This window comes from Halomonas sp. KM072, from assembly GCF_050710315.1.
Lineage (GTDB): Bacteria > Pseudomonadota > Gammaproteobacteria > Pseudomonadales > Halomonadaceae > Vreelandella > Vreelandella hamiltonii.
The window spans coordinates 1,986,400-2,003,939 of the sequence record NZ_CP136132.1; the positions used below are offsets into that span (position 1 = coordinate 1,986,400).

Genomic DNA, 17,540 nt, shown 5'->3' on the forward strand with positions numbered 1-17,540 from the left:
TTAGAGAGAAAAATTACCGTACATGCCGGATTCATAATGGCCGGGAATGTTACAGGCATACTCTAGCTCGTTAACATTATCAGGAACACGCCATAATAGAGACCCAGTCTCGCCAGGTGCAATGGTCACCCCTGCCATGCTCATATTGGCCATATCGTGACCATCGCCGTTTGACATATTGGACATATCGTGGCCTTCACCGTGTGCCATATTTGACATGTCATGGCCTCCGCCATTGGCCATGTTTAGCATCATCTGGCGATGTTCTTCTTGGGCTTCTTTGCTACCAATCACAAATTCATGCTCTAAATTGCCGGTGTTGGTGATTTCAAATTTAACCACCTCCCCAGCCGCCAGTTCTAGCTCTTCAGGGTCGAACCACATATCGCCAGCCTCAAGGCTGATCGTGCGGTCAACGTCAGCCTCGGTTAGGTTATTGCCACCACCGCCGTGGCCGGGTGCAGCCCATGCCGCGCTTGTTACTAGGCTTAGTGAAAGAGCAAGCAAAGGAGTTGTTAAAATGGTGTTGCGCATGGTCATTTACCTCAAAAGGGTTGTTGTCACTGCTTATTTATACGGTGTTAGCCTGAAACGAGTCTGAACCTAACGTAAAAATATGGCCTGCTACCCAAAAGCATTTCTAACATGATGATGGATCCTGCCCCCCTGATTAGAGTCAACGCTGCAGCAATGACTTTTCGTCTTGTTGGTGCAATTGCCTATGGCAGCCTCCGCCTAAACCTCAGCAAAAACCCGCGTGAACCCTCGCCCACTCGGGCGGGGAGGTAAGCGGGGGCCGCACAAGCGGCCCTATTCTGGTGTCTTCTGTCCCTGCACATAAGCCTTGAGCGTCTCGATAGTGGCTCCGCCTGCGCTACAAGCGAAATACGATCTCGACCACAGCACGGCGCTCTTGCTGAGGCGCGGAATATGGGCATTCAAGAACCGCACCCGTCGGGACGACGTGGATTTCAAATTGTTGACCAGCACACTGATCGACAGCTTCGGCGGATACTCCACGAGCAGGTGAACATGGTCTTCTTCACCATCGAACTCAAGGATGCGGCAGTCGAGTTTTTCGCAAGCTGATTCAAATGCCTCTCGGAGCTGCCCTATCATGTAGCCGTCGAACACTTTGCGCCGATACTTCGTCGTAAAAACAAGGTGGACGACTAGCCGAGTGACGCTATGCCGCCCTCGCCGATAACTTTCATACACACTCACTTTACATTCCTCGTTATAGTCCTTAATCTCTGGCTATTATAGCAGTGAGCACTGACATGCTGAAGGCCACCAAGGTACGCATCTATCCCACGACCGAGCAGGCGGAGTTCCTGAACCGCCAGTTCGGTGCGGTACGTTTCTGCTACAACACCGGCCTTCGCATCATGTCGCATCGCTACAAGCGTCACGGGCAGTCGCTGAGCGCCAAGCACGACATCAAGAAGCTGCTGCCGGTGGCCAAGAAATCGCGCAAGTACGGCTGGCTGAAAGAGGCGGATTCCATGGCGCTCCAGCAGTCTTGCATCAACCTTGATCATGCCTTCCAGCGCTTCTTCGACCCCAAGCAGAAGGCCGGCTATCCGCGCTTCAAGAGCAAGCGGGGCAAGCAGTCCAGCTATCACTGCGTCGGCGTCAAGGCCGGCGACAACTGGATCAAGGTGCCCAAACTGGGGCCGATCAAGGCCAAAGTTCACCGGCCTGTTGACGGCAAGCTCAAGAGCATCACGCTGTCGCGCACGGTCACCGGCAAGCACTACGCCTCGCTGCTCTTTGATACCGACCAGGCGACCCCCGTGCCGACCATGGACGTTGATACCTCTCGCGTCGTCGGACTGGACATGGGGCTATCCCATCTTGCTATCGACTCAAATGGCCGCAAGGTCGCCAATCCGCGCTTCCTCAAGCAGGCGCAGAAGAACCTCAAGCGCAAACAGCAGGCATTGTCACGCACGAAGAAGGGCAGCGCCCGCCGGGCCAAGGCACGGTTACTCGTCGCCAAGGCGTATGAGCGGGTCGCCAATGCCCGCAACGACTTCCAGCACAAGCTCTCTCGACAGATCGTTGACGATAATCAAGCGGTGATCGTCGAGACGCTGAAGGTCCGCAACATGATGAAAAACACCTGCCTCGCCAAGCACATCGGCGATGCGTCCTGGCATGCCTTGATGACCAAGCTGGACTACAAGGCCAGGGAGCAGGGCAAGCATCTGGTCAAGATTGACCCGTGGTTTGCCAGCTCCAAGACCTGCCATGTCTGCCAGCACAAGATGGACGCCATGCCGTTGAACGTCCGGTCGTGGGAGTGCCCCGCCTGCCACACACAGCACGACCGGGACATCAACGCGGCGCTGAACATCAAGCATCAAGGCATTATCGAGCTGAAGGCGGAAGGGCTGTCCGTCTCTGCCCATGGAGGCTTGCGTAAGTCCGGCACATCGTCGGCAGCTGCCTGAGAAGTGGGAAGCCTCGCCCGTGGCGCGTCAGCGCTTAGGGCGGGGAGCAGTCACCGTAAGGCCCATAAGAAGGAGACCGTTAATTTCGAGCTCTGGAACGGCTCAACAAGGTGGTTGACCTGTTAGTCACCCATTCGGTGATGACACTCTTGTCAGCACTGCCGTGATCAACAAGATAACCGCGACCAGCACCATCTCCAGTGCAATACTTCTCTGTAACCGTCCTGGGGCTGTTGCGTCGCCGCTCTCAAAGGCCGGCACAAGCCGCCACTTGTTCGCGGCAGCAAATAACAGTAGCGCCGCCACAATCAATACCTTGCCGATCAAGAACTGTCCATATGCCGTGGTGAGCAGGGGTGTGAGACCGCCTGTTAGCAGCGTGGCCAAAGTGACGCCCGCCAGTACCAACACGCCAACTCCGCCCATGGCGATTTTCCCGAAACGGGTCAGAATGTGGGCGGTATTGTCCTGTTTGTGACCCCGTCCTACTAAATGGAACAGCGGCCAAAGCGAGGCCACCCAAAATGCTGCCGCCATCAGGTGAACGATCAGCAAGCCAGCCAGAACGAGGCGTGGGGTGTTTACTGTATGCCCCACCTGCACGAATGCCAGCATCACCAATAAAACGCCTACTAGGCTCACGCTGTTGGCTGTTTTCGAGAGCGCTAAGTTATTAAGCTGAATCGCCTGAACCAGCAGCAAGCCAGCTACCGCCAGCATTAGCCGGCCCCCGGACGCACCCTCAAACACGATTCCGAGCAGCATTGGGTTGGTTGCAGCAGATATATTGCCGCCCCCAAGGTAACCAGCTTCTAAAGGCCACTGGAACAGAATCAGAATGACCCCCGCCCAGGCAGCAAAGACGCCCATGCGGGCGACGCGCCTCCGGTCGTGATCAGGGAGTCGGGGAAACGCTAGACGAAACAACACGGCCCCCGTCGCGACTAGGGCACTAAGGTAAACCCCAGCCGCCACGAGAATCATCGCGACGGTCCAGACGTCGAGGCTATTTACGGAGAACCACCAGGCCACTGGTCAGGGCTCGACCGAGAAGTTAAAACCGTCAGACATCATGTGCCCGTCATCCGATAGGCCACGCCAGCGCACCTGGTAATCCCCAGCCGAAAGAGTGTCACTGGGCTTTACGAAGTAGCGATCGACCTGTTCACTGCCTGGCTGACCATCAAGAGGAACGGGGCCGTCCGGGCCTGCCACTTCAAACTGGGTGATGCGCATCATGCCACCAAACTCGATGCCAATCTCTGCTGGGGAATCCTGAATGGTGACGCCATCCTTAGGCGAAGTGCTTACGGCCCCTTCATGGGCCAGCACTGGGATTGCTAGCGACAGCAACAGCGTTGCTAAGGAAGCGTGAATGATAGGGAGCGAACTCGTCTTCTTTTGCATACCGTATCCTTATGTTTTTCAGGGTTGAATGGATATTGTTACTTCATCGCGGAGGCGCTAAAACTGATTCGGTTGAGCCTTCTTACATCGTTCATTTTCCCTGTTTGGCGAACAAGGCGCATGGCGTCGTATGAATCTTCAAAGAAATGTGTAGGTGTTATAGCGTGCCAACCTGAAGCAGGGCTGAAAATGGCGGAAAAAATGATCTGTGACAACACTTAGGTATTGGGATCGGTTTCTCCTTTACCTTTGGGCCACCTATAGGTTGTAGGCTTATAACGAAAGCTAACTCCGCCTTCTTCCATTTTTAATGGATAAGGCGATGTCTCGACCAGCAACATGATAAGAGGAAATATCATGGTTAAGCACAAGATGATCTTTGCCATTGGTCTGGCTGCAAGCCTCAGTGTCCCCAGCAGCGCCATCTTCGCTCAAGGTATGAGCCAAGGCGCCCAAGGTCAGGGCAATATGATGGACGGCCAAGTCGGTATGGGTTCGGGCATGATGATGGGCAGTCAAGAAGGCATGTACCCAGGAATGATGATGGGAGGGCAAAGCGGGATGATGCCTTGTCCAATGATGGAAGGCATGGGGAGTATGTTCGGCATTGGCGGTATGCTCGACGAGCAGCAGATGAGTACCATGCGTGAGATGCGCCAAGAACACCGCGCGGCCCAGCTTGAGCGGATGGGCGAATTGATGAACCTGCGCGACGACATGATGCAAACCATGCAGACTGAACGCCCTGAACCAGAGGAAATAAAGGCGCTGCATGCTCAAATGGCCAACCTTCATGGCGATATGATGGCTGATAACGTGCGCATGCATAATCAGATGCAGGACTTACTGACCGATGAGCAGCGTGAACAGATGAGAGGAAGCATGCCCAGCCACCATGGCCCGCAATAAGCCTTGGCGATTGCCTCTTTTTTTAGGAGTGATGGCATGATGAACGCGGAATGTTTTGCTTTTATGGGGTCAATGGGGTGGCTAGGCTGGTTGATGCCCCTGGCCATGCTGTTATTAATTGGCTTGGCGATCGCTTCGCTGGCCAAATACCTCTTCAGTCGTTCACGCTAAGGAGTTGAAAATAATGCAACATATGAGCACCAAGCTTTTACTCTCTGGTTCCATGCTGCTTGGGGCGGTCTCCGCCCAGGCGGCGTTACCGCCAGAGGCAACATTGTATAAAAACCCCCAGTGCGGCTGCTGTGACGCTTATGCACGCCATCTTGAAGAGCTCGGCGTAGAAGTGACGATTATTGACGATGTAGAGCTGGGTGATATTAAGCAGCAGGCAGGCGTGCCCTATGGCCTGGGTTCATGCCATACCATTGAGATGGGCGAGTATTGGATCGAAGGCCACGTTCCAATGGAAGCCGTGCAGGCGCTGTTTGAGGAACAACCCGATATTGACGGTATCGGTTTGGCGGGTATGCCCATTGGCACACCGGGTATGCCGGGGCCACAAGAAAGCCCTTACAATGTGTACACGTTTACAGGCCAGGAAGATGAGCCATTTATGACCCTTTAGTAGGGTGATAAAAGCTCGCCTGCTGTCTGCACGCCGTTCTAACGGACTCTTGTAGTACAGCAGGCGCATTCAAGTCATACATTACTAAAACGAAAGCGCTGTATTAAACTTAGGATTTACTTTGCTAGTGCGTTACGGGTCGATTCGTTACGGTAAGCTAAAAATAAGATTGCGTCGTTTTCTTTACACCTACACATTGCCACACTAGCAAGCCTGTTAAAGCTTACTTTGCGCAAAAACCTCCTATTAATATTACGCCTTAATAAAAGGTGAGCATGTTGTATACCCGCGTTAGTAAGATTGGCAGTTCGCATCCCACGTTTATTTCCCAAGCCCGCGTCCTTACTCGTTTTACGATGGCCAATGGGAATGGTGGTCATCGATAACAAAGACGTGCCCGTGTGAGCCTGGGGAATGATGGTGGGAATGGCGATGAGGTTCCGGCCCCTCCCATCCCTCATGTTCGTGCTGATGATGTTCATCGTGGTAGTGCAGGTGGGTGTGACTTTGGGCAGCGTGCTCGTGCTCAAGAGCCATCGGGTCATGTGCGTGCCAGATAAGGGCCGCGAGCCCCGTTGCCGCCAGGGCCACCGTTCCCAGCAAAGCGATCGTACCCGTCAGTCCCAGGTTCACTCCCAGCCAGCCTGCCAACGGATAGGTGACTAGCCAACAGCTGTGTGACAACGAGAACTGGGCAGCAAACAGCGCTGGACGCTCCTCCGGCTGGCATGAACGTTTGAGCAGGCGCCCGGTGGGGGTCATGACCAACGAGGCCCCAGCGCCCAGCAGTAACCATAGCCCGACAAGCCCCGCAAACGATGGGCCCAGCCAGCCCAGGTAGAGGCTGAGTGCCATCATAACGCCACCCAGCAGCATGACTGGCCGCTCGGACACCCGTTCCAGCACCTTGGGCAGCAGTAAGGCTATTAGCATGGAGCCCCCGCCTGCGGCGGCAAAGGCCAGTGCGACTTCTTTCTCGCCCAAATTCAACACCGAGCGTACGAGTACCACCGTGTTGACGATCTGCATGGTCCCGGCGGCTGAAACAGCCAGGTTCAACGCCAGTAGCCCGCGCAACCGGGGCGTCTTCAGGTAAATCCGCATACCATGAGTAACGCGACGCCAGACGCCGGGGGCTTCCTCTAGGGGGTGAGACGCAGGCAGGATCACCGATATAACCAGGGCGGTTCAGGACGCCCTGGAGCAAGCTCTGTGGGCACGCAAACACAGACAAGGGTTGATCCATCATAGTGATAGGGGAAGCCAATATCTCTCGATCCGCTACACCGAGCGTATGGCTGACGAGGGTATCAATGCCTCAGTCGGCACCACCGGCGACTCCTACGACAATGCGCTGGCTGAAACCACCATCGGCTTGTTCAAAACGGAGGTGATCCATCATCGTGGCCCATGGAGGGGACTGGATGCCGTTGAGTATGCCACGCTGGAGTGGGTTGACTGGTTCAACAACCGCCGACTGCTGGAACCCATCGGAAACGTTCCACCAGCAGAACGAGAAAGGACGTATTATCATCAACTGGAAGAGTCGGGTGAAGCTGCCTGACTCAAACAAACCGGTCTCCGGAATAACCGGGGCGGTTCAAGTTTTCCAGAGTGGGGTGTCTGGGCCCAATTGGTTTCGGTTCTGGTTTGTAGGGCTCGTGAGTATTGTCTTTACCGTTCAGGTTGCGGCAATGATAAAACTGATTTTACAGCGAAGAAAAGGTGGTTTAGGGGGAGCATGAGCGATGAAAGGGAAAAGCCGGGGGCAGTAACGCTGCCCTCCAGGCGACGTCGATTCTGGCGTCGTTTACTGCTCGTGGTGGGAGTTGCTCATCTGGTTGGGTTTGTGTCGTCACTGGATGCGATGATGTCGAGCCGTACCTCTCAGGGAGCTGTGGCCTGGATCGTTTCACTAAACACATTGCCCTATGTGGCGGTGCCAGCCTACTGGGTGTTCGGCCGCACGAAATTCCAGGGCTATGTCTCTGCACGACGCGACGAGAACTCGGTGTTGGGGCAGGCGCTTGCTGAAAAACTGGCCGAGCTGCGGGCTCATGGGGTTTCGGATGAACACGCTGACAAGCATCTGGTGGGTGTCGAACAGCTGGCCAAGCTGCCGTTTCTAGGTGGCAACCGGGTGGAACTGCTGATCGACGGTGAGCAGACCTTCGAGAGCTTGTTTGCCGGTATTGATGCTGCTGAGCGCTATCTGCTTGTGCAGTTTTATATCGTTCGGGCTGATGCAGTGGGATTGGCGCTGCAGGCACGGCTGATTGAGAAGGCTAGGCAGGGCGTGGAGGTCTTCTTTCTATACGATGAAATTGGAAGTTATGCGTTGCCGAGCCACTATCTCCAGACGCTGGAAGAGGCGGGTGTTCGAGTACATCGCTTTCATTCTACGCGGGGGACAGGTAATCGCTTCCAGCTCAACTTTCGCAACCATCGCAAGATAATGGTGGCCGATGGGGAAAGAGCTTGGGTCGGTGGATTCAATGTTGGCGATGAATACTTGGAAGGCCACCCACGAATTGGCCCGTGGCGTGATACCCACCTAATGATTGAGGGGCCTGCGGCCTTGGCGCTGCAGCTGGTGTTTCTTGAAGATTGGCACTGGGCGACTGAGGAAATCCCCGAGCTTCCCTGGTCACCGCTAATTCCAAGCGGCCATGGTACACCGGTGCTCATTCTTCCGAGTGGGCCCGCAGACCGATTTGAGACGGCTAGTCTGATGATTCAACAGGCAATTCACGCCGCGCAAGAGCGTATCTGGATATCCAGTCCCTACTTTGTGCCAGATGAGGGGGTGCTGGCGATGCTTAAACTAGCCTCGTTAAGCGGAGTAGAGGTGAAAATCCTGATTCCCGAACGTCCAGATAACCTTCTAACCTACTTTGCGGCCTATGCCTTTCTCGATTCGCTTCTCGAGGCGGGGGTCGAGGTCTATCGCTACGAGGGGGGCTTCTTACATGGCAAAGCCTTTTTGGTTGACGAAATCGGTGCGGCAGTGGGTACCGTTAACCTCGACAACCGCTCCTTTCGACTCAACTTCGAGGTGACGGCGATGGTGATGGACGCCGACTTTGCCGCCGAGGTTGATGCGATGTTCAAGGCGGATTTCGCGCGGGCACGGCAGATGCAGCCAGAAGAGATCAGCGATAAGCCGCTTTGGCATCGGGTGGCGGCTCGAGCGGCCTATTTGTTTGCGCCGGTCTTATGAGTGTGCTTGATCACTCTATTGCCCGCTGGCCTGTGATTTTGCATTCAAGTCTTCGCTTTGGAGTTTCAGGCCATGATGAAAGCCCCTCGTGCAATACTCAATCCAGATAGTAAACTTCAGGCAACCTCTCGGTTTTAAGCTGAAATAAAATGAACAGTTGAAGAAAAGGTAATGCGATTCACCGAGTTGGCTCGGGCTGGTGTGGTAACTGTACGCCATTAAACTCGTTAGGGTCTGGTACAACCGTAACGAGATCTGTGCAACGGCTGTTGACTCTGTGACGAGCAGGCTATTGGACGCCTCCGATTCGTTGACTGCGCAGATTCCCTAGGAGAGGGTCTTAGTTAATGAAGAAGATATTGTTGCGCAGACCAAGACAAACTTACGGTGGTTGACAGTAGTATGTAGCTGGCTGAACAAGGCCATTGCATTCGCATGCGGATTCAAGGGCTTCAGGTGATGGCGCAATTTTTCCGGGAGTGCGCGTCTAAGAATGCGCTTTTCACACTCACGTCAAATTACCATTATTCTTATCCCGGCTTATTCATGAGTATGCTGATTGAGCATCGCGAAGCCCCAGGTTGCTGGCACCGACTCCCAGCAGCCGTATTTGCGGTGTGAATACCTGCCGATATATACCCAAACAGTACGGTTTCTTTGTTGCTATATAACCTTCAGTAATCGATTCCGGCCATCAGGGCAGCCGTGATCGCCAGCCATCGTGATGGCCGCCTTGCGCTTGGATCGGTTGTGATATCAACCGTGTATCAGCTCAGTGCGGTCAGCTTCGGTAGCCCCTTAAGCAAGGTGGGCCACCATTTGTCAGCGGCATCGCCAAGGTGAACAGTGATGCGCCGGGCGTGTAGCGAGATAGTGGACGCGATCTTGAGGACTTGCTCGCGCATCCGGCTCAGGCTCCAGCCCTGGTGGGTTTGCCGCTCCAGGAGGCAGCGCAGTCCATGCAAGACCTGGTAGGCGTAGAGACTCAGTAGCAGGCTCACTTCGTTGCGGGCCATCACCTCTTGAACGGTGGAAGCGCCGCGGTCGGTCGAGGAGAGATGCACGTCGAGTGCTGATTTCACCTCGCCCATGTGCGCCTCGGCACTGCCGCGCTTACGGTAGAGCGCCAGAACCTTCTCCGGCGGCCAGTCGAACTTGCCGAGGTTGGTGACCAGGAAGAAGGCATGCAGCAGCAGGTCATCGGGGCGTTCCTGCACCACCAGCACCACGCGACGCGGTGCCGACCAGGAGCCCGCTTGATACTCCAGATCGTGGCACCATTCACGAGGCTGCTCAGGTGGTCGGCCACTCGGTCGCTTGAGATAGGGCGCTGCCAGCTTCTGCAGACCTGTATGGCTACGCAGCCGACCCAGGTACTCGATGTCGCGCTCTTCCAAGGCCTCCAATGTCGCATTGTCAGTGAAGCCAGCGTCGATGCGCACTCGCACCTGGGCACCGGTGCTCTCGTTGAGTCGCCGTACTAGATGCGGGATCCAGGTGTCGGCATCCTCGGCTGGGCCGGCATTGCCCTCCCGCAGCAAGCCGCCCACCATGTCGCCGGTCTCCGCCAACGATGCGACCAGCGGCGAGTAGATGCGGGCCCCGTAAAGGCCATGATAGGCCGAGCCGCCCTGGTGACCGTGAGCCTCAATCGGCAGACCATCGATGTCCAGTGTCAGCTGATGAGGGCGTTTGCCCTTTTCCAGCGAGGTCAGACGCCAGACTACCAGTCGCAGCAGGCCTTCGTGTACGGCATCGATGTTGTCGCTACGCCCGAGACATGCCAGCAGCCGCGATAATGTGGCTTGAGAGGGCCGATCTTGAGCCAATGGCGTCATGCCGCGCGCATCGCTGCAGGCCAGTTGCCAGAGCGGGTCACGGCGCAGCGTGTCGGTATCGCTGAGGTCGATCCAGCCCATCGCGCGCTGCAGCACCAGCGTTCGCAGCTGACTGGCCAGGGAGTGACGGATACGTAGTGGGTTGCGTCTATCGACCAAGTTATCCTCCAGCGCGTCGATCAGGCCGCTGTTGTCGAGGGCTTCACGCAGCAGCAAAGCGCCGCTGTCGCTGGTGGTGCGTTGGCCGTCGAGCTCAACGCGTATAGATCCGTTGCAGGTCGGAATCCAGGGAGATATGCTTTCACCCATAGCGGATGGTCCTCTTGAATCAGATTCTTGGCGAAATGCACTGATTTTTATAGAGAATACCATCCGCTATCTTCGTTTTCAGGCCTGCCTCATGAATAAGCCGGGCTTATGTCAGGAAAGTAGGTGTTAGTGTGAAGCAATTTCATTGAAAAAGTCTGGGTTATTCCGAATCGTCGCCAGTACCTTAGCGGCTAGCCCCGTAGGATTATTACGTTTGCCTTCCCAGCTTTTGATCGTATCCACGCTGGTTCCCATTGCGCTGGCAAATTCCGCCTGAGAAACATTGAGCTTGGTACGAATGGCTTTTTACATCGGCTACTTCATGGCGTGCTGTGCGGCTAGCCTCAGTGTTGCCCTGATTAATCTCAACGGCTTCCTGCAGCGATGTTTGGAGTTCGTCAAAAATGCTCATCCAGAAACTTCCTCCTTTAATTGGTGGGTCAGTGTTTTCAATGCGGCCTTTTCAGCAAGTGTTATGTTGTCCTTCATGTTCTTAGGGTAGGCCAATATCACAGATATATGGTCGCCGCCTGGTTGTCATCTGGCTGCTAACAGGATGAAAGACATGTGAGTAATGTAATCCCTGGAAAAGATAACGTATTGATAATTCTTGGTTTCCGCATTGCAGGCGCGGGTAAGCGGATTAAATGGTTGATCTTACCTTTGCATGAGAGTGAGACAGACCGGCATCTCATCGGATTATCTGGTTGATGCTTCACCTACTGCTGGTGCATGTTTCCTTCGCTAATTCCAGCAAGAACCCCACACGCCTCAACTTCCCGGTCATCGTTGCAACTCGCTCTCAGTGAAACGAGTTGTTTCTCAAGCGCTTGCAGAGCGGTTATCTGCGACCGCACATGAGAGATGTGATCATCGAGCAAGGCGTTGACGGCGGTACAAGGCTGATGAGGGTCGTCCTGATAGCGCTGTAGTTCGTGAATCTCAGCCAGTGACAGGCCCAGGATTCTGCAGCGACGGATGAAGGCCAGCCCCTCACCATGCTTCTCGGTATAGACACGGTAACCGTTGTCCTGCCGATCAGGCGGCGGCAACAAGCCCTGCTGTTCATAGAAGCGGATCGTCTGTGTTTCGACCCCTACCAACTGCGCCAACTGACCAATGCGCATCAGCCTCCTCCCCAACGGATTCTTTACTCTATTGACCTTATAGTAGCTTTATAGTTTTAAATGGTACCACAACATTGTTCAAGTGGAGTCGTATCATGAGCAAATCCTGTGGTGGCGCCTGTGGCGGTGATGCAACGTCCGCAGCGGATACCGATATACAGGCCTCCTCCGAGGCGCCAGGGAGATGGGTCAGTGTTTATGCCGTGCCGAAGATGGACTGTCCATCAGAAGAGCGCATGATTCGCCTGGCCCTGAACGGCGTTGAGGGGATTCGGGCACTGTCCTTCGACTTGTCGAACCGCCGGTTGAAGGTCGTGCATGACGGTGAGGTCGAGCCCGTCACCTCGAAACTGAAGACCTTGGGGCTAGGCGCCTCGCTTCAGGAAACCGTCGCTGCAAATCCGGAGACCATCAAGGCCGCCGAGTTTTCGGCAGCTTCTGCTAAGCAAGAATCCGGGACCCTGCGCTGGTTGCTCGGCATCAATGCACTTCTGTTCGTGGTGGAAATGACTGCCGGTCTGATGGCTCAGTCAACTGGCCTCATTGCAGAGTCCCTGGACAATTTTGCCGATGCGGCGGTGTACGGGCTTGCCCTTTATGCGGTTGGACATAGCGTGAAAAGGCAGGTACGTGCCGCGCATCTTGCTGGTGTACTGCAACTGATCTTGGCTGTGGGCGTACTCATAGAGGTGGTGAGACGCTTTGTATTCGGTAGTGAGCCTGAATCGCTGGTGATGATGGCTATCGCATTCGTCGCATTGATTGCCAATACCAGTTGTCTGCTGCTCATATCCAAACATCGGGAGGGCGGGGCGCACATGAAGGCAAGCTGGATATTCTCGGCCAACGACGTGGTGATCAACCTGGGGGTCATCACCGCCGGCGCCCTGGTCGCGTGGACCGGGTCCAATTATCCGGATCTGATTATCGGCACCATCGCGGGGGTCATTGTACTTAACGGTGCCAGACGCATTCTGGCGTTGAAGGGTTAAATAATGCTCATTATTGGCAAAAAGCTCTCGCCGTATGCCCTGTTGTCCATATCGGGCCTGCTGGCAGCGTCTGATCAGGCCGTAAAATGGCTGGTGCAGCAATCAATGGCCTATGGCGAGTCTATTTCAGTGACCCCGTTCTTTAACTGGGTGCACCTATGGAACACCGGTGCCGCATTCAGTCTTTTTGCGAATGGTGGAGGCTGGCAGCGCTACTTTTTTATCGGAATCGCGGTGGTGGTCTCGATTTTTCTGATCAAGCTGATCCTTGAAAATCGTCATAAAGGAGAAGCCATCGCTTACAGTCTTATCCTCGGTGGCGCCATGGGCAACCTGATTGACCGGGTCTTTCGCGGCTATGTTGTGGATTCCTTTGATTTCTATTGGCGAGACTGGCATTGGCCGGCCTTCAACCTGGCTGATATTGCAATTGTCCTCGGTGCCTTACTTTTCGTTTCCAGCAGCTTGTTGGGTAAAAAAGCAAACACCAATGCCGAGCCGGATGGATCTGACTGACACCTACGCCTATACAATTCCGCGCCTTCCGGGGTGAAGGCGGCATCGAGCGGAATTTCTTTGCAGCATACGCAGCAGGTGGTGCAACTGGCAGTGTTCGGGGCGTTTGCGTTCATGGTGGTACTCCTCCAGATTGGTAGCGAAGCTCAAAGCTGCCCACTCTCGGCTGGCTGGGAAGCGGTCATGATCTTCCCTTGAAGGCCCGCAGCAGCCGCGTCACAGACAGGACAAACAAGCCGGTCAGCGTGAGGGCTGCAATACCCCAGTGCTCCCCGATGAACGCGCCGGCCGTCGTGCCGGCTAGCACAATGGCGAGAATCGGCAAATGGCAGGGACAGGTGAGCACGGCCAGCGCGCCCCACAAGTAGCCGGTGATCGGTTTGTGCGTCTCAGACGGCAAGTGCTCTGGGCTGTTCATGGCAGACTCTCCGCGTGCTGTGCCGGTTCGGTTGGCATGGCGGCCAGTTGCATTTCGAGGCTGGCCAGGGCCTCGCGCCGACGCTCGACGAGTTGCCGCAACACGGCAAGCTGCGCAGACGCACCGTCACCGTCCGCAGCATCCAGCGCCCGGCACAGCCGCGCCAGTGCGTCCAGGCCGATACCCGCTTCGAAGGCAGCCCGTACAAAGCGCAGCCGTTGCAACGCGGTGTCATCGAACAAGCCGTAGCCGCCCGTGGTGCACGCGACCGGCCGTAGCAACCCGCGCAGCAGGTAGTCGCGCACGATATGCACGCTCACCCCGGCATCAAGGGCCAGCCGGGACACTGTGTAGGCGCTCATTGAACACCTCCTTTTCCTCATCCGGCGCAGCACGAAAGCTGCTTCACGTCCTTGCTGAAGGTCTGCGCCGCGAGCTTCAGCCCTTCGACCATGGTCAGGTAGGGGAACAATTGGTCGGCCAGTTCCTGCACGGTCATACGGTTGCGAATGGCGAGCACCGCCGTCTGGATCAGTTCACCCGCTTCCGGGGCCACCGCTTGCACGCCGATGAGCCGTCCGCTACCTTCCTCGATGACCAGCTTGATGAAGCCGCGTGTGTCGAAGTTGGCAAGCGCACGCGGCACGTTGTCCAAGGTCAAGGTGCGACTGTCGGTCTCGATCCCGTCGTGATGTGCTTCCGCCTCGCTGTAGCCCACGGTGGCGACCTGCGGGTCGGTGAACACCACGGCCGGCATTGCGGTCAGGTCCAGGGCCGCATCGCCGCCAGTCATGTTGATCGCAGCACGGGTGCCGGCCGCTGCCGCCACATAGACGAACTGAGGCTGGTCGGTGCAGTCGCCAGCCGCATAAATGTGTGGCGTACTGGTGCGCATGCCCTTGTCGATGACGATGGCCCCCTGCGCATTGGCAGCGACTCCCGCCGCTTCCAATGCCAGGCTGCGCGTGTTCGGTGCCCTGCCAGTGGCGACCAGCAGCTGGTCGGCGCGTATTTCACCGTACCCGGTGGTCAGCACGAATTCGCCGTCCACATGCGCGACCTGGCTGGCTTGCGTGTGTTCCAATACCTTGATCCCTTCGGCACGGAACGCGGCTGTAACGGCCTCGCCGATGGCCGGGTCTTCGCGGAAGAACAGCGTGCTGCGTGCCAGGATCGTCACTTTGCTGCCCAGCCGGGCAAAGGCTTGCGCCAGTTCCAGCGCCACCACAGACGAGCCGATCACGGCCAGGCGCTCGGGAATGGTGTCGCTGACCAGGGCCTCGGTGGAAGTCCAGTAGGGTGACTCTTTCAGGCCCGGAATCGGCGGCACGGCCGGGCTGGCACCCGTGGCGACCAGGCAGCGGTCGAACGCCACCACACGCTCGCCGCCATCGTTTAAACGGACGGCAAGGCTCTGGTCGTCCTTGAAACGCGCTTCACCATGCAGCACGGTGATGGCCGGGTTGCTGTCCAGGATGCCTTCGTACTTGGCGTGGCGCAGCTCATCGACGCGCGCCTGCTGCTGGGCCAGTAGTTTGCTGCGATCAATCGCAGGCACAGTCGCCGCGATGCCACTGTCGAATGGGCTTTCACGGCGCAAATGGGCGATATGGGCAGCGCGGATCATGATCTTGGACGGCACGCAGCCGACATTGACGCAAGTACCGCCGATGGTGCCGCGCTCGATCAGCGTGACGTTCGCACCTTGCTCGACGGCCTTCAGCGCCGCCGCCATCGCGGCTCCGCCGCTGCCAATAACGGCGACGTGCAGTCCGTCCCCATCACCACCAGCCTTGTCGCCACCGCCCAGCCATCCCAGCGCCTTGCCAAGCAGTCTGCCCCGCGCTGAAGTGGATGGGGCATCGGCGGGTGTGGCCTTGTAGCCGAGGCCGGCCACAGCGGCGGTCAGCGCCTCTGGCGAGGTGCCGGGATCGGTGGCGAGTTGCGCGGAGCCTTTCGGGTAGGACACGAGCGCCGACAGCACGCCCGGCACTTTCTCCAGGGCGTCCTTGACATGTGTCGCGCACGAGTCGCAGGTCATTCCGGTGATATTCAAATACATTGCATCGTTCCTTGTCGTTTCGGCAACTGCCAATGCAGTTAGCCGTGTTTGGGTGGTAGTTCGCAGCGGCGGTTGGCCGGTGAGAGCAGATCCCAGATCGACACCCCGATCATCAAGGCCAGACCGACATAGAGGAGGTTCGCCGTCCACCAATTGCCAAAAAACAAGAGCATGGCCGCCAGCACGATGGCTGGGCCGACCATCCCGAGCAGGCTGCGGTACCATTGCCGATGACTCAGCCAGCCCAGTGCATTCGCCAGCAAAGCCACGACTGCGAACAGCGGCAGCAGCTTGGAGATAAACAACCCTTCGTATTCCTGTAGAAAGCCAAGGCCGATGGCCGCGCCCAGGCTGGCGATAGCCGGGAAACAGGCAGCGCATCCCATCGCGGAAACAACGCTGCCAAGCGCGCCAGCCTTGTCGGCAATGCGTGTAATCAGTCCCATGATCGCCCCAGGTTCGGGTTCAGTGGCTCACTGCTTGACGCTGGACGGATAGCCCGCATCGCCAGTGGCCTTGATCAACTCATGCACACTGGTCTTGGTATCATCGAAGGTGACAACCGCTTCGCGTGGTTCGAAGGTAACGTCAACTTTATCAACGCCTTCAATCCTGGAAATCGCCATTTTGACGGTGATCGGGCAGGTGGAGCAGGTCATGCCCGGTACGGACAGCGTGACGGTCTGGGTGGCGGCCCACACGGGGGCAACAACGGCAGCGAGGGCGAGGGCGGCAAACAGTTTTTTCATGATGAACTCCTGTGATTAATAGAAAAATGGCATGACGTAGGGAAATCCGAGCGCGACCAGGACCAGCGCGGCCACGATCCAGAAAATGAGCTTGTAAGTAGCTCGCACTTGGGGAATCGCGCAGACCTCACCCGGTTTGCAGGCTTGCGCCGGGCGGTAGATGCGCCGCCAGGCGAAAAACAGCGCGACCAGCGCTGCGCCGATGAAGATCGGGCGATAGGGTTCCAGCACCGTCAGGTTGCCGATCCATGCCCCGCTGAACCCCAAGGCGATCAAAACCAGCGGCCCCAGGCAGCAGGCCGACGCAAGAATGGCGGCCAGCCCACCGGCGAAGAGCGCGCCGCGCCCGTTTTGTGGTTCAGACATACGCTTGTCCTTTCAAATTTGGTTTGGATAGCTTAAGCTTACTTCCGTAGTTATGTACGGAGTCAAGCGATATGCAAATTAATTTTGAGAATCTGACCATTGGCGTTTTTGCCAAGGCGGCCGGGGTCAATGTGGAGACCATCCGGTTCTACCAGCGCAAGGGCCTGCTGCCGGAGCCAGACAAGCCCTATGGCAGCATTCGCCGCTATGGCGAGGCGGATGTAACACGAGTGCGGTTCGTGAAATCGGCCCAGCGGCTGGGCTTTAGCCTGGACGAAATCGCCGAGCTACTGCGGCTGGAGGATGGCACCCATTGCGAGGAAGCCAGCGGCCTGGCCGAGCACAAGCTCAAGGATGTGCGCGAGAAGATGGCCGACTTGGCACGCATGGAGGCCGTGCTGTCTGAACTGGTGTGCGCCTGCCATGCGCGGAAAGGGAACGTTTCCTGCCCGCTGATTGTGTCACTGCAAGACGGAACGAAGCTCGCTGCATCGGCGCGGGGGAGTCACGGGGTGACTACGCCTTAGCGTGCTTTATTTTCCGAAT

23 protein-coding genes and 2 pseudogenes are annotated in these 17,540 nt (G+C 56.7%); 9 read left to right on the top strand and 16 right to left on the bottom strand.

The window, feature by feature from the left end; genetic code table 11:
- Together RVM26_RS09370 and tnpA are read right to left on the bottom strand one after the other, a co-directional pair.
- Complete coding sequence (locus RVM26_RS09370; protein WP_485874026.1) at window positions 1–534, bottom strand: cupredoxin domain-containing protein; 534 nt, start codon at window positions 532–534, stop codon at window positions 1–3.
- Window positions 535–810: 276 nt separating this feature from the next.
- Window positions 811–1,224: an IS200/IS605 family transposase gene (gene tnpA / locus RVM26_RS09375; RefSeq protein WP_485874025.1), complete on the bottom strand. Its 414-nt coding sequence runs from the start codon at window positions 1,222–1,224 to the stop codon at window positions 811–813.
- A 56-nt stretch (window positions 1,225–1,280) separates the two neighbouring features.
- Here tnpA and RVM26_RS09380 point away from each other — a divergent pair, with 56 nt between their 5' ends.
- Window positions 1,281–2,456 carry an RNA-guided endonuclease InsQ/TnpB family protein gene (locus RVM26_RS09380; RefSeq protein ID WP_054641839.1) on the top strand — a complete coding sequence of 392 codons (1,176 nt, stop codon included), beginning with the start codon at window positions 1,281–1,283 and terminating at the stop codon, window positions 2,454–2,456.
- Window positions 2,457–2,582: 126 nt separating this feature from the next.
- On the opposite strand, the gene RVM26_RS09385 is transcribed toward RVM26_RS09380, so the two are convergent.
- A complete protein-coding gene (locus RVM26_RS09385; protein WP_498938334.1) occupies window positions 2,583–3,440 on the bottom strand; it encodes a CopD family protein in 858 nt (285 codons plus the stop codon).
- Between the two features lie 51 nt (window positions 3,441–3,491).
- The gene (locus RVM26_RS09390; protein WP_498938336.1) at window positions 3,492–3,863 is read right to left on the bottom strand and encodes a copper resistance CopC family protein; all 372 of its coding nucleotides are present in this window, start codon (window positions 3,861–3,863) and stop codon (window positions 3,492–3,494) included.
- Between the two features lie 357 nt (window positions 3,864–4,220).
- On the opposite strand from RVM26_RS09390, the gene RVM26_RS09395 reads away from it, so the two are divergent.
- Genes RVM26_RS09395 through RVM26_RS09405 form a run of 3 tightly spaced genes read left to right on the top strand, consistent with a single transcriptional unit; the run spans window position 4,221 to window position 5,397 of the window.
- Window positions 4,221–4,772, top strand: coding sequence for a Spy/CpxP family protein refolding chaperone (locus RVM26_RS09395; protein WP_227391415.1), 552 nt, complete (start codon window positions 4,221–4,223; stop codon window positions 4,770–4,772).
- Window positions 4,773–4,808: 36 nt separating this feature from the next.
- Window positions 4,809–4,943 carry a hypothetical protein gene (locus RVM26_RS09400; protein ID WP_008957443.1) on the top strand — a complete coding sequence of 45 codons (135 nt, stop codon included), beginning with the start codon at window positions 4,809–4,811 and terminating at the stop codon, window positions 4,941–4,943.
- A gap of 13 nt (window positions 4,944–4,956) precedes the next feature.
- Window positions 4,957–5,397, top strand: a complete 441-nt coding sequence (locus tag RVM26_RS09405) for a DUF411 domain-containing protein (protein WP_008957442.1) — start codon at window positions 4,957–4,959, stop codon at window positions 5,395–5,397.
- Between the two features lie 351 nt (window positions 5,398–5,748).
- On the opposite strand, the gene RVM26_RS09410 is transcribed toward RVM26_RS09405, so the two are convergent.
- Window positions 5,749–6,501: an MFS transporter gene (locus tag RVM26_RS09410; RefSeq protein ID WP_498938339.1), complete on the bottom strand. Its 753-nt coding sequence runs from the start codon at window positions 6,499–6,501 to the stop codon at window positions 5,749–5,751.
- Window positions 6,502–6,574: 73 nt separating this feature from the next.
- On the opposite strand from RVM26_RS09410, the pseudogene RVM26_RS09415 reads away from it, so the two are divergent.
- Together RVM26_RS09415 and cls are read left to right on the top strand one after the other, a co-directional pair.
- A pseudogene (locus RVM26_RS09415) lies at window positions 6,575–6,961 on the top strand (DDE-type integrase/transposase/recombinase); the annotation flags it as partial.
- Between the two features lie 177 nt (window positions 6,962–7,138).
- A complete protein-coding gene (cls, locus tag RVM26_RS09420; RefSeq protein ID WP_050980320.1) occupies window positions 7,139–8,617 on the top strand; it encodes a cardiolipin synthase in 1,479 nt (492 codons plus the stop codon).
- 767 nt (window positions 8,618–9,384) lie between these two features.
- Here the strand turns inward: cls and RVM26_RS09425 are convergent.
- From RVM26_RS09425 to cadR, 4 genes are all read right to left on the bottom strand, one after another.
- Complete coding sequence (locus RVM26_RS09425) at window positions 9,385–10,764, bottom strand: IS1380 family transposase (RefSeq protein WP_498938342.1); 1,380 nt, start codon at window positions 10,762–10,764, stop codon at window positions 9,385–9,387.
- Window positions 10,765–10,890: 126 nt separating this feature from the next.
- Window positions 10,891–11,019: a NadS family protein gene (nadS, locus tag RVM26_RS09430; protein WP_229800903.1), complete on the bottom strand. Its 129-nt coding sequence runs from the start codon at window positions 11,017–11,019 to the stop codon at window positions 10,891–10,893.
- The gene (locus RVM26_RS09435; RefSeq protein WP_498941801.1) at window positions 10,973–11,176 is read right to left on the bottom strand and encodes a hypothetical protein; all 204 of its coding nucleotides are present in this window, start codon (window positions 11,174–11,176) and stop codon (window positions 10,973–10,975) included. Before RVM26_RS09435 ends, nadS begins: the two co-directional genes overlap by 47 nt.
- Before the next feature lie 307 nt (window positions 11,177–11,483).
- Window positions 11,484–11,891 (bottom strand): Cd(II)/Pb(II)-responsive transcriptional regulator, encoded by a 408-nt coding sequence (cadR, locus tag RVM26_RS09440; protein ID WP_144983645.1) that lies wholly within the window; start codon window positions 11,889–11,891, stop codon window positions 11,484–11,486.
- Between the two features lie 95 nt (window positions 11,892–11,986).
- On the opposite strand from cadR, the gene RVM26_RS09445 reads away from it, so the two are divergent.
- Together RVM26_RS09445 and lspA are read left to right on the top strand one after the other, a co-directional pair.
- Complete coding sequence (locus tag RVM26_RS09445) at window positions 11,987–12,883, top strand: cation efflux transmembrane domain-containing protein (RefSeq protein WP_498938344.1); 897 nt, start codon at window positions 11,987–11,989, stop codon at window positions 12,881–12,883.
- A gap of 3 nt (window positions 12,884–12,886) precedes the next feature.
- The gene (lspA, locus tag RVM26_RS09450) at window positions 12,887–13,399 is read left to right on the top strand and encodes a signal peptidase II (RefSeq protein WP_046961709.1); all 513 of its coding nucleotides are present in this window, start codon (window positions 12,887–12,889) and stop codon (window positions 13,397–13,399) included.
- Window positions 13,400–13,410: 11 nt separating this feature from the next.
- Here the strand turns inward: lspA and RVM26_RS09455 are convergent.
- The 7 genes and pseudogenes from RVM26_RS09455 to RVM26_RS09485 form a co-directional block, all read right to left on the bottom strand.
- Window positions 13,411–13,515: pseudogene (locus RVM26_RS09455) on the bottom strand (DUF3330 domain-containing protein); the annotation flags it as partial.
- Between the two features lie 65 nt (window positions 13,516–13,580).
- The gene (merE, locus tag RVM26_RS09460) at window positions 13,581–13,817 is read right to left on the bottom strand and encodes a broad-spectrum mercury transporter MerE (RefSeq protein WP_001087807.1); all 237 of its coding nucleotides are present in this window, start codon (window positions 13,815–13,817) and stop codon (window positions 13,581–13,583) included.
- Complete coding sequence (gene merD / locus RVM26_RS09465; protein ID WP_001277463.1) at window positions 13,814–14,179, bottom strand: mercury resistance co-regulator MerD; 366 nt, start codon at window positions 14,177–14,179, stop codon at window positions 13,814–13,816. Before merD ends, merE begins: the two co-directional genes overlap by 4 nt.
- Before the next feature lie 17 nt (window positions 14,180–14,196).
- Window positions 14,197–15,879 carry a mercury(II) reductase gene (gene merA / locus RVM26_RS09470; RefSeq protein WP_003055149.1) on the bottom strand — a complete coding sequence of 561 codons (1,683 nt, stop codon included), beginning with the start codon at window positions 15,877–15,879 and terminating at the stop codon, window positions 14,197–14,199.
- 38 nt (window positions 15,880–15,917) lie between these two features.
- Complete coding sequence (gene merC / locus RVM26_RS09475) at window positions 15,918–16,325, bottom strand: organomercurial transporter MerC (RefSeq protein ID WP_000522993.1); 408 nt, start codon at window positions 16,323–16,325, stop codon at window positions 15,918–15,920.
- Window positions 16,326–16,352: 27 nt separating this feature from the next.
- On the bottom strand, window positions 16,353–16,628 hold the full coding sequence (merP, locus tag RVM26_RS09480; protein WP_133037973.1) for a mercury resistance system periplasmic binding protein MerP: 276 nt from the start codon (window positions 16,626–16,628) through the stop codon (window positions 16,353–16,355).
- Window positions 16,629–16,643: 15 nt separating this feature from the next.
- Window positions 16,644–16,994: a mercuric transport protein MerT gene (locus RVM26_RS09485; protein WP_001294660.1), complete on the bottom strand. Its 351-nt coding sequence runs from the start codon at window positions 16,992–16,994 to the stop codon at window positions 16,644–16,646.
- A 71-nt stretch (window positions 16,995–17,065) separates the two neighbouring features.
- On the opposite strand from RVM26_RS09485, the gene merR reads away from it, so the two are divergent.
- The gene (gene merR, locus RVM26_RS09490) at window positions 17,066–17,521 is read left to right on the top strand and encodes a mercury resistance transcriptional regulator MerR (protein WP_008609174.1); all 456 of its coding nucleotides are present in this window, start codon (window positions 17,066–17,068) and stop codon (window positions 17,519–17,521) included.
- Window positions 17,522–17,540 lie beyond the last annotated feature (19 nt).

What these genes read in the sequence shown, in the direction of transcription:
- RVM26_RS09370 (WP_485874026.1), bottom strand. Translation starts at nt 534, where the DNA reads ATGCGCAACACCATTTTAACAACTCCTTTGCTTGCTCTTTCACTAAGC.
- RVM26_RS09380 (WP_054641839.1), top strand. Translation starts at nt 1,281, where the DNA reads ATGCTGAAGGCCACCAAGGTACGCATCTATCCCACGACCGAGCAGGCG.
- RVM26_RS09385 (WP_498938334.1), bottom strand. Translation starts at nt 3,440, where the DNA reads ATGATTCTCGTGGCGGCTGGGGTTTACCTTAGTGCCCTAGTCGCGACG.
- RVM26_RS09390 (WP_498938336.1), bottom strand. Translation starts at nt 3,863, where the DNA reads ATGCAAAAGAAGACGAGTTCGCTCCCTATCATTCACGCTTCCTTAGCA.
- RVM26_RS09395 (WP_227391415.1), top strand. Translation starts at nt 4,221, where the DNA reads ATGGTTAAGCACAAGATGATCTTTGCCATTGGTCTGGCTGCAAGCCTC.
- RVM26_RS09400 (WP_008957443.1), top strand. Translation starts at nt 4,809, where the DNA reads ATGATGAACGCGGAATGTTTTGCTTTTATGGGGTCAATGGGGTGGCTA.
- RVM26_RS09405 (WP_008957442.1), top strand. Translation starts at nt 4,957, where the DNA reads ATGCAACATATGAGCACCAAGCTTTTACTCTCTGGTTCCATGCTGCTT.
- RVM26_RS09410 (WP_498938339.1), bottom strand. Translation starts at nt 6,501, where the DNA reads ATGCGGATTTACCTGAAGACGCCCCGGTTGCGCGGGCTACTGGCGTTG.
- cls (WP_050980320.1), top strand. Translation starts at nt 7,139, where the DNA reads ATGAGCGATGAAAGGGAAAAGCCGGGGGCAGTAACGCTGCCCTCCAGG.
- RVM26_RS09425 (WP_498938342.1), bottom strand. Translation starts at nt 10,764, where the DNA reads ATGGGTGAAAGCATATCTCCCTGGATTCCGACCTGCAACGGATCTATA.
- nadS (WP_229800903.1), bottom strand. Translation starts at nt 11,019, where the DNA reads ATGGGAACCAGCGTGGATACGATCAAAAGCTGGGAAGGCAAACGTAAT.
- RVM26_RS09435 (WP_498941801.1), bottom strand. Translation starts at nt 11,176, where the DNA reads ATGAGCATTTTTGACGAACTCCAAACATCGCTGCAGGAAGCCGTTGAG.
- cadR (WP_144983645.1), bottom strand. Translation starts at nt 11,891, where the DNA reads ATGCGCATTGGTCAGTTGGCGCAGTTGGTAGGGGTCGAAACACAGACG.
- RVM26_RS09445 (WP_498938344.1), top strand. Translation starts at nt 11,987, where the DNA reads ATGAGCAAATCCTGTGGTGGCGCCTGTGGCGGTGATGCAACGTCCGCA.
- lspA (WP_046961709.1), top strand. Translation starts at nt 12,887, where the DNA reads ATGCTCATTATTGGCAAAAAGCTCTCGCCGTATGCCCTGTTGTCCATA.
- merE (WP_001087807.1), bottom strand. Translation starts at nt 13,817, where the DNA reads ATGAACAGCCCAGAGCACTTGCCGTCTGAGACGCACAAACCGATCACC.
- merD (WP_001277463.1), bottom strand. Translation starts at nt 14,179, where the DNA reads ATGAGCGCCTACACAGTGTCCCGGCTGGCCCTTGATGCCGGGGTGAGC.
- merA (WP_003055149.1), bottom strand. Translation starts at nt 15,879, where the DNA reads ATGTATTTGAATATCACCGGAATGACCTGCGACTCGTGCGCGACACAT.
- merC (WP_000522993.1), bottom strand. Translation starts at nt 16,325, where the DNA reads ATGGGACTGATTACACGCATTGCCGACAAGGCTGGCGCGCTTGGCAGC.
- merP (WP_133037973.1), bottom strand. Translation starts at nt 16,628, where the DNA reads ATGAAAAAACTGTTTGCCGCCCTCGCCCTCGCTGCCGTTGTTGCCCCC.
- RVM26_RS09485 (WP_001294660.1), bottom strand. Translation starts at nt 16,994, where the DNA reads ATGTCTGAACCACAAAACGGGCGCGGCGCGCTCTTCGCCGGTGGGCTG.
- merR (WP_008609174.1), top strand. Translation starts at nt 17,066, where the DNA reads ATGCAAATTAATTTTGAGAATCTGACCATTGGCGTTTTTGCCAAGGCG.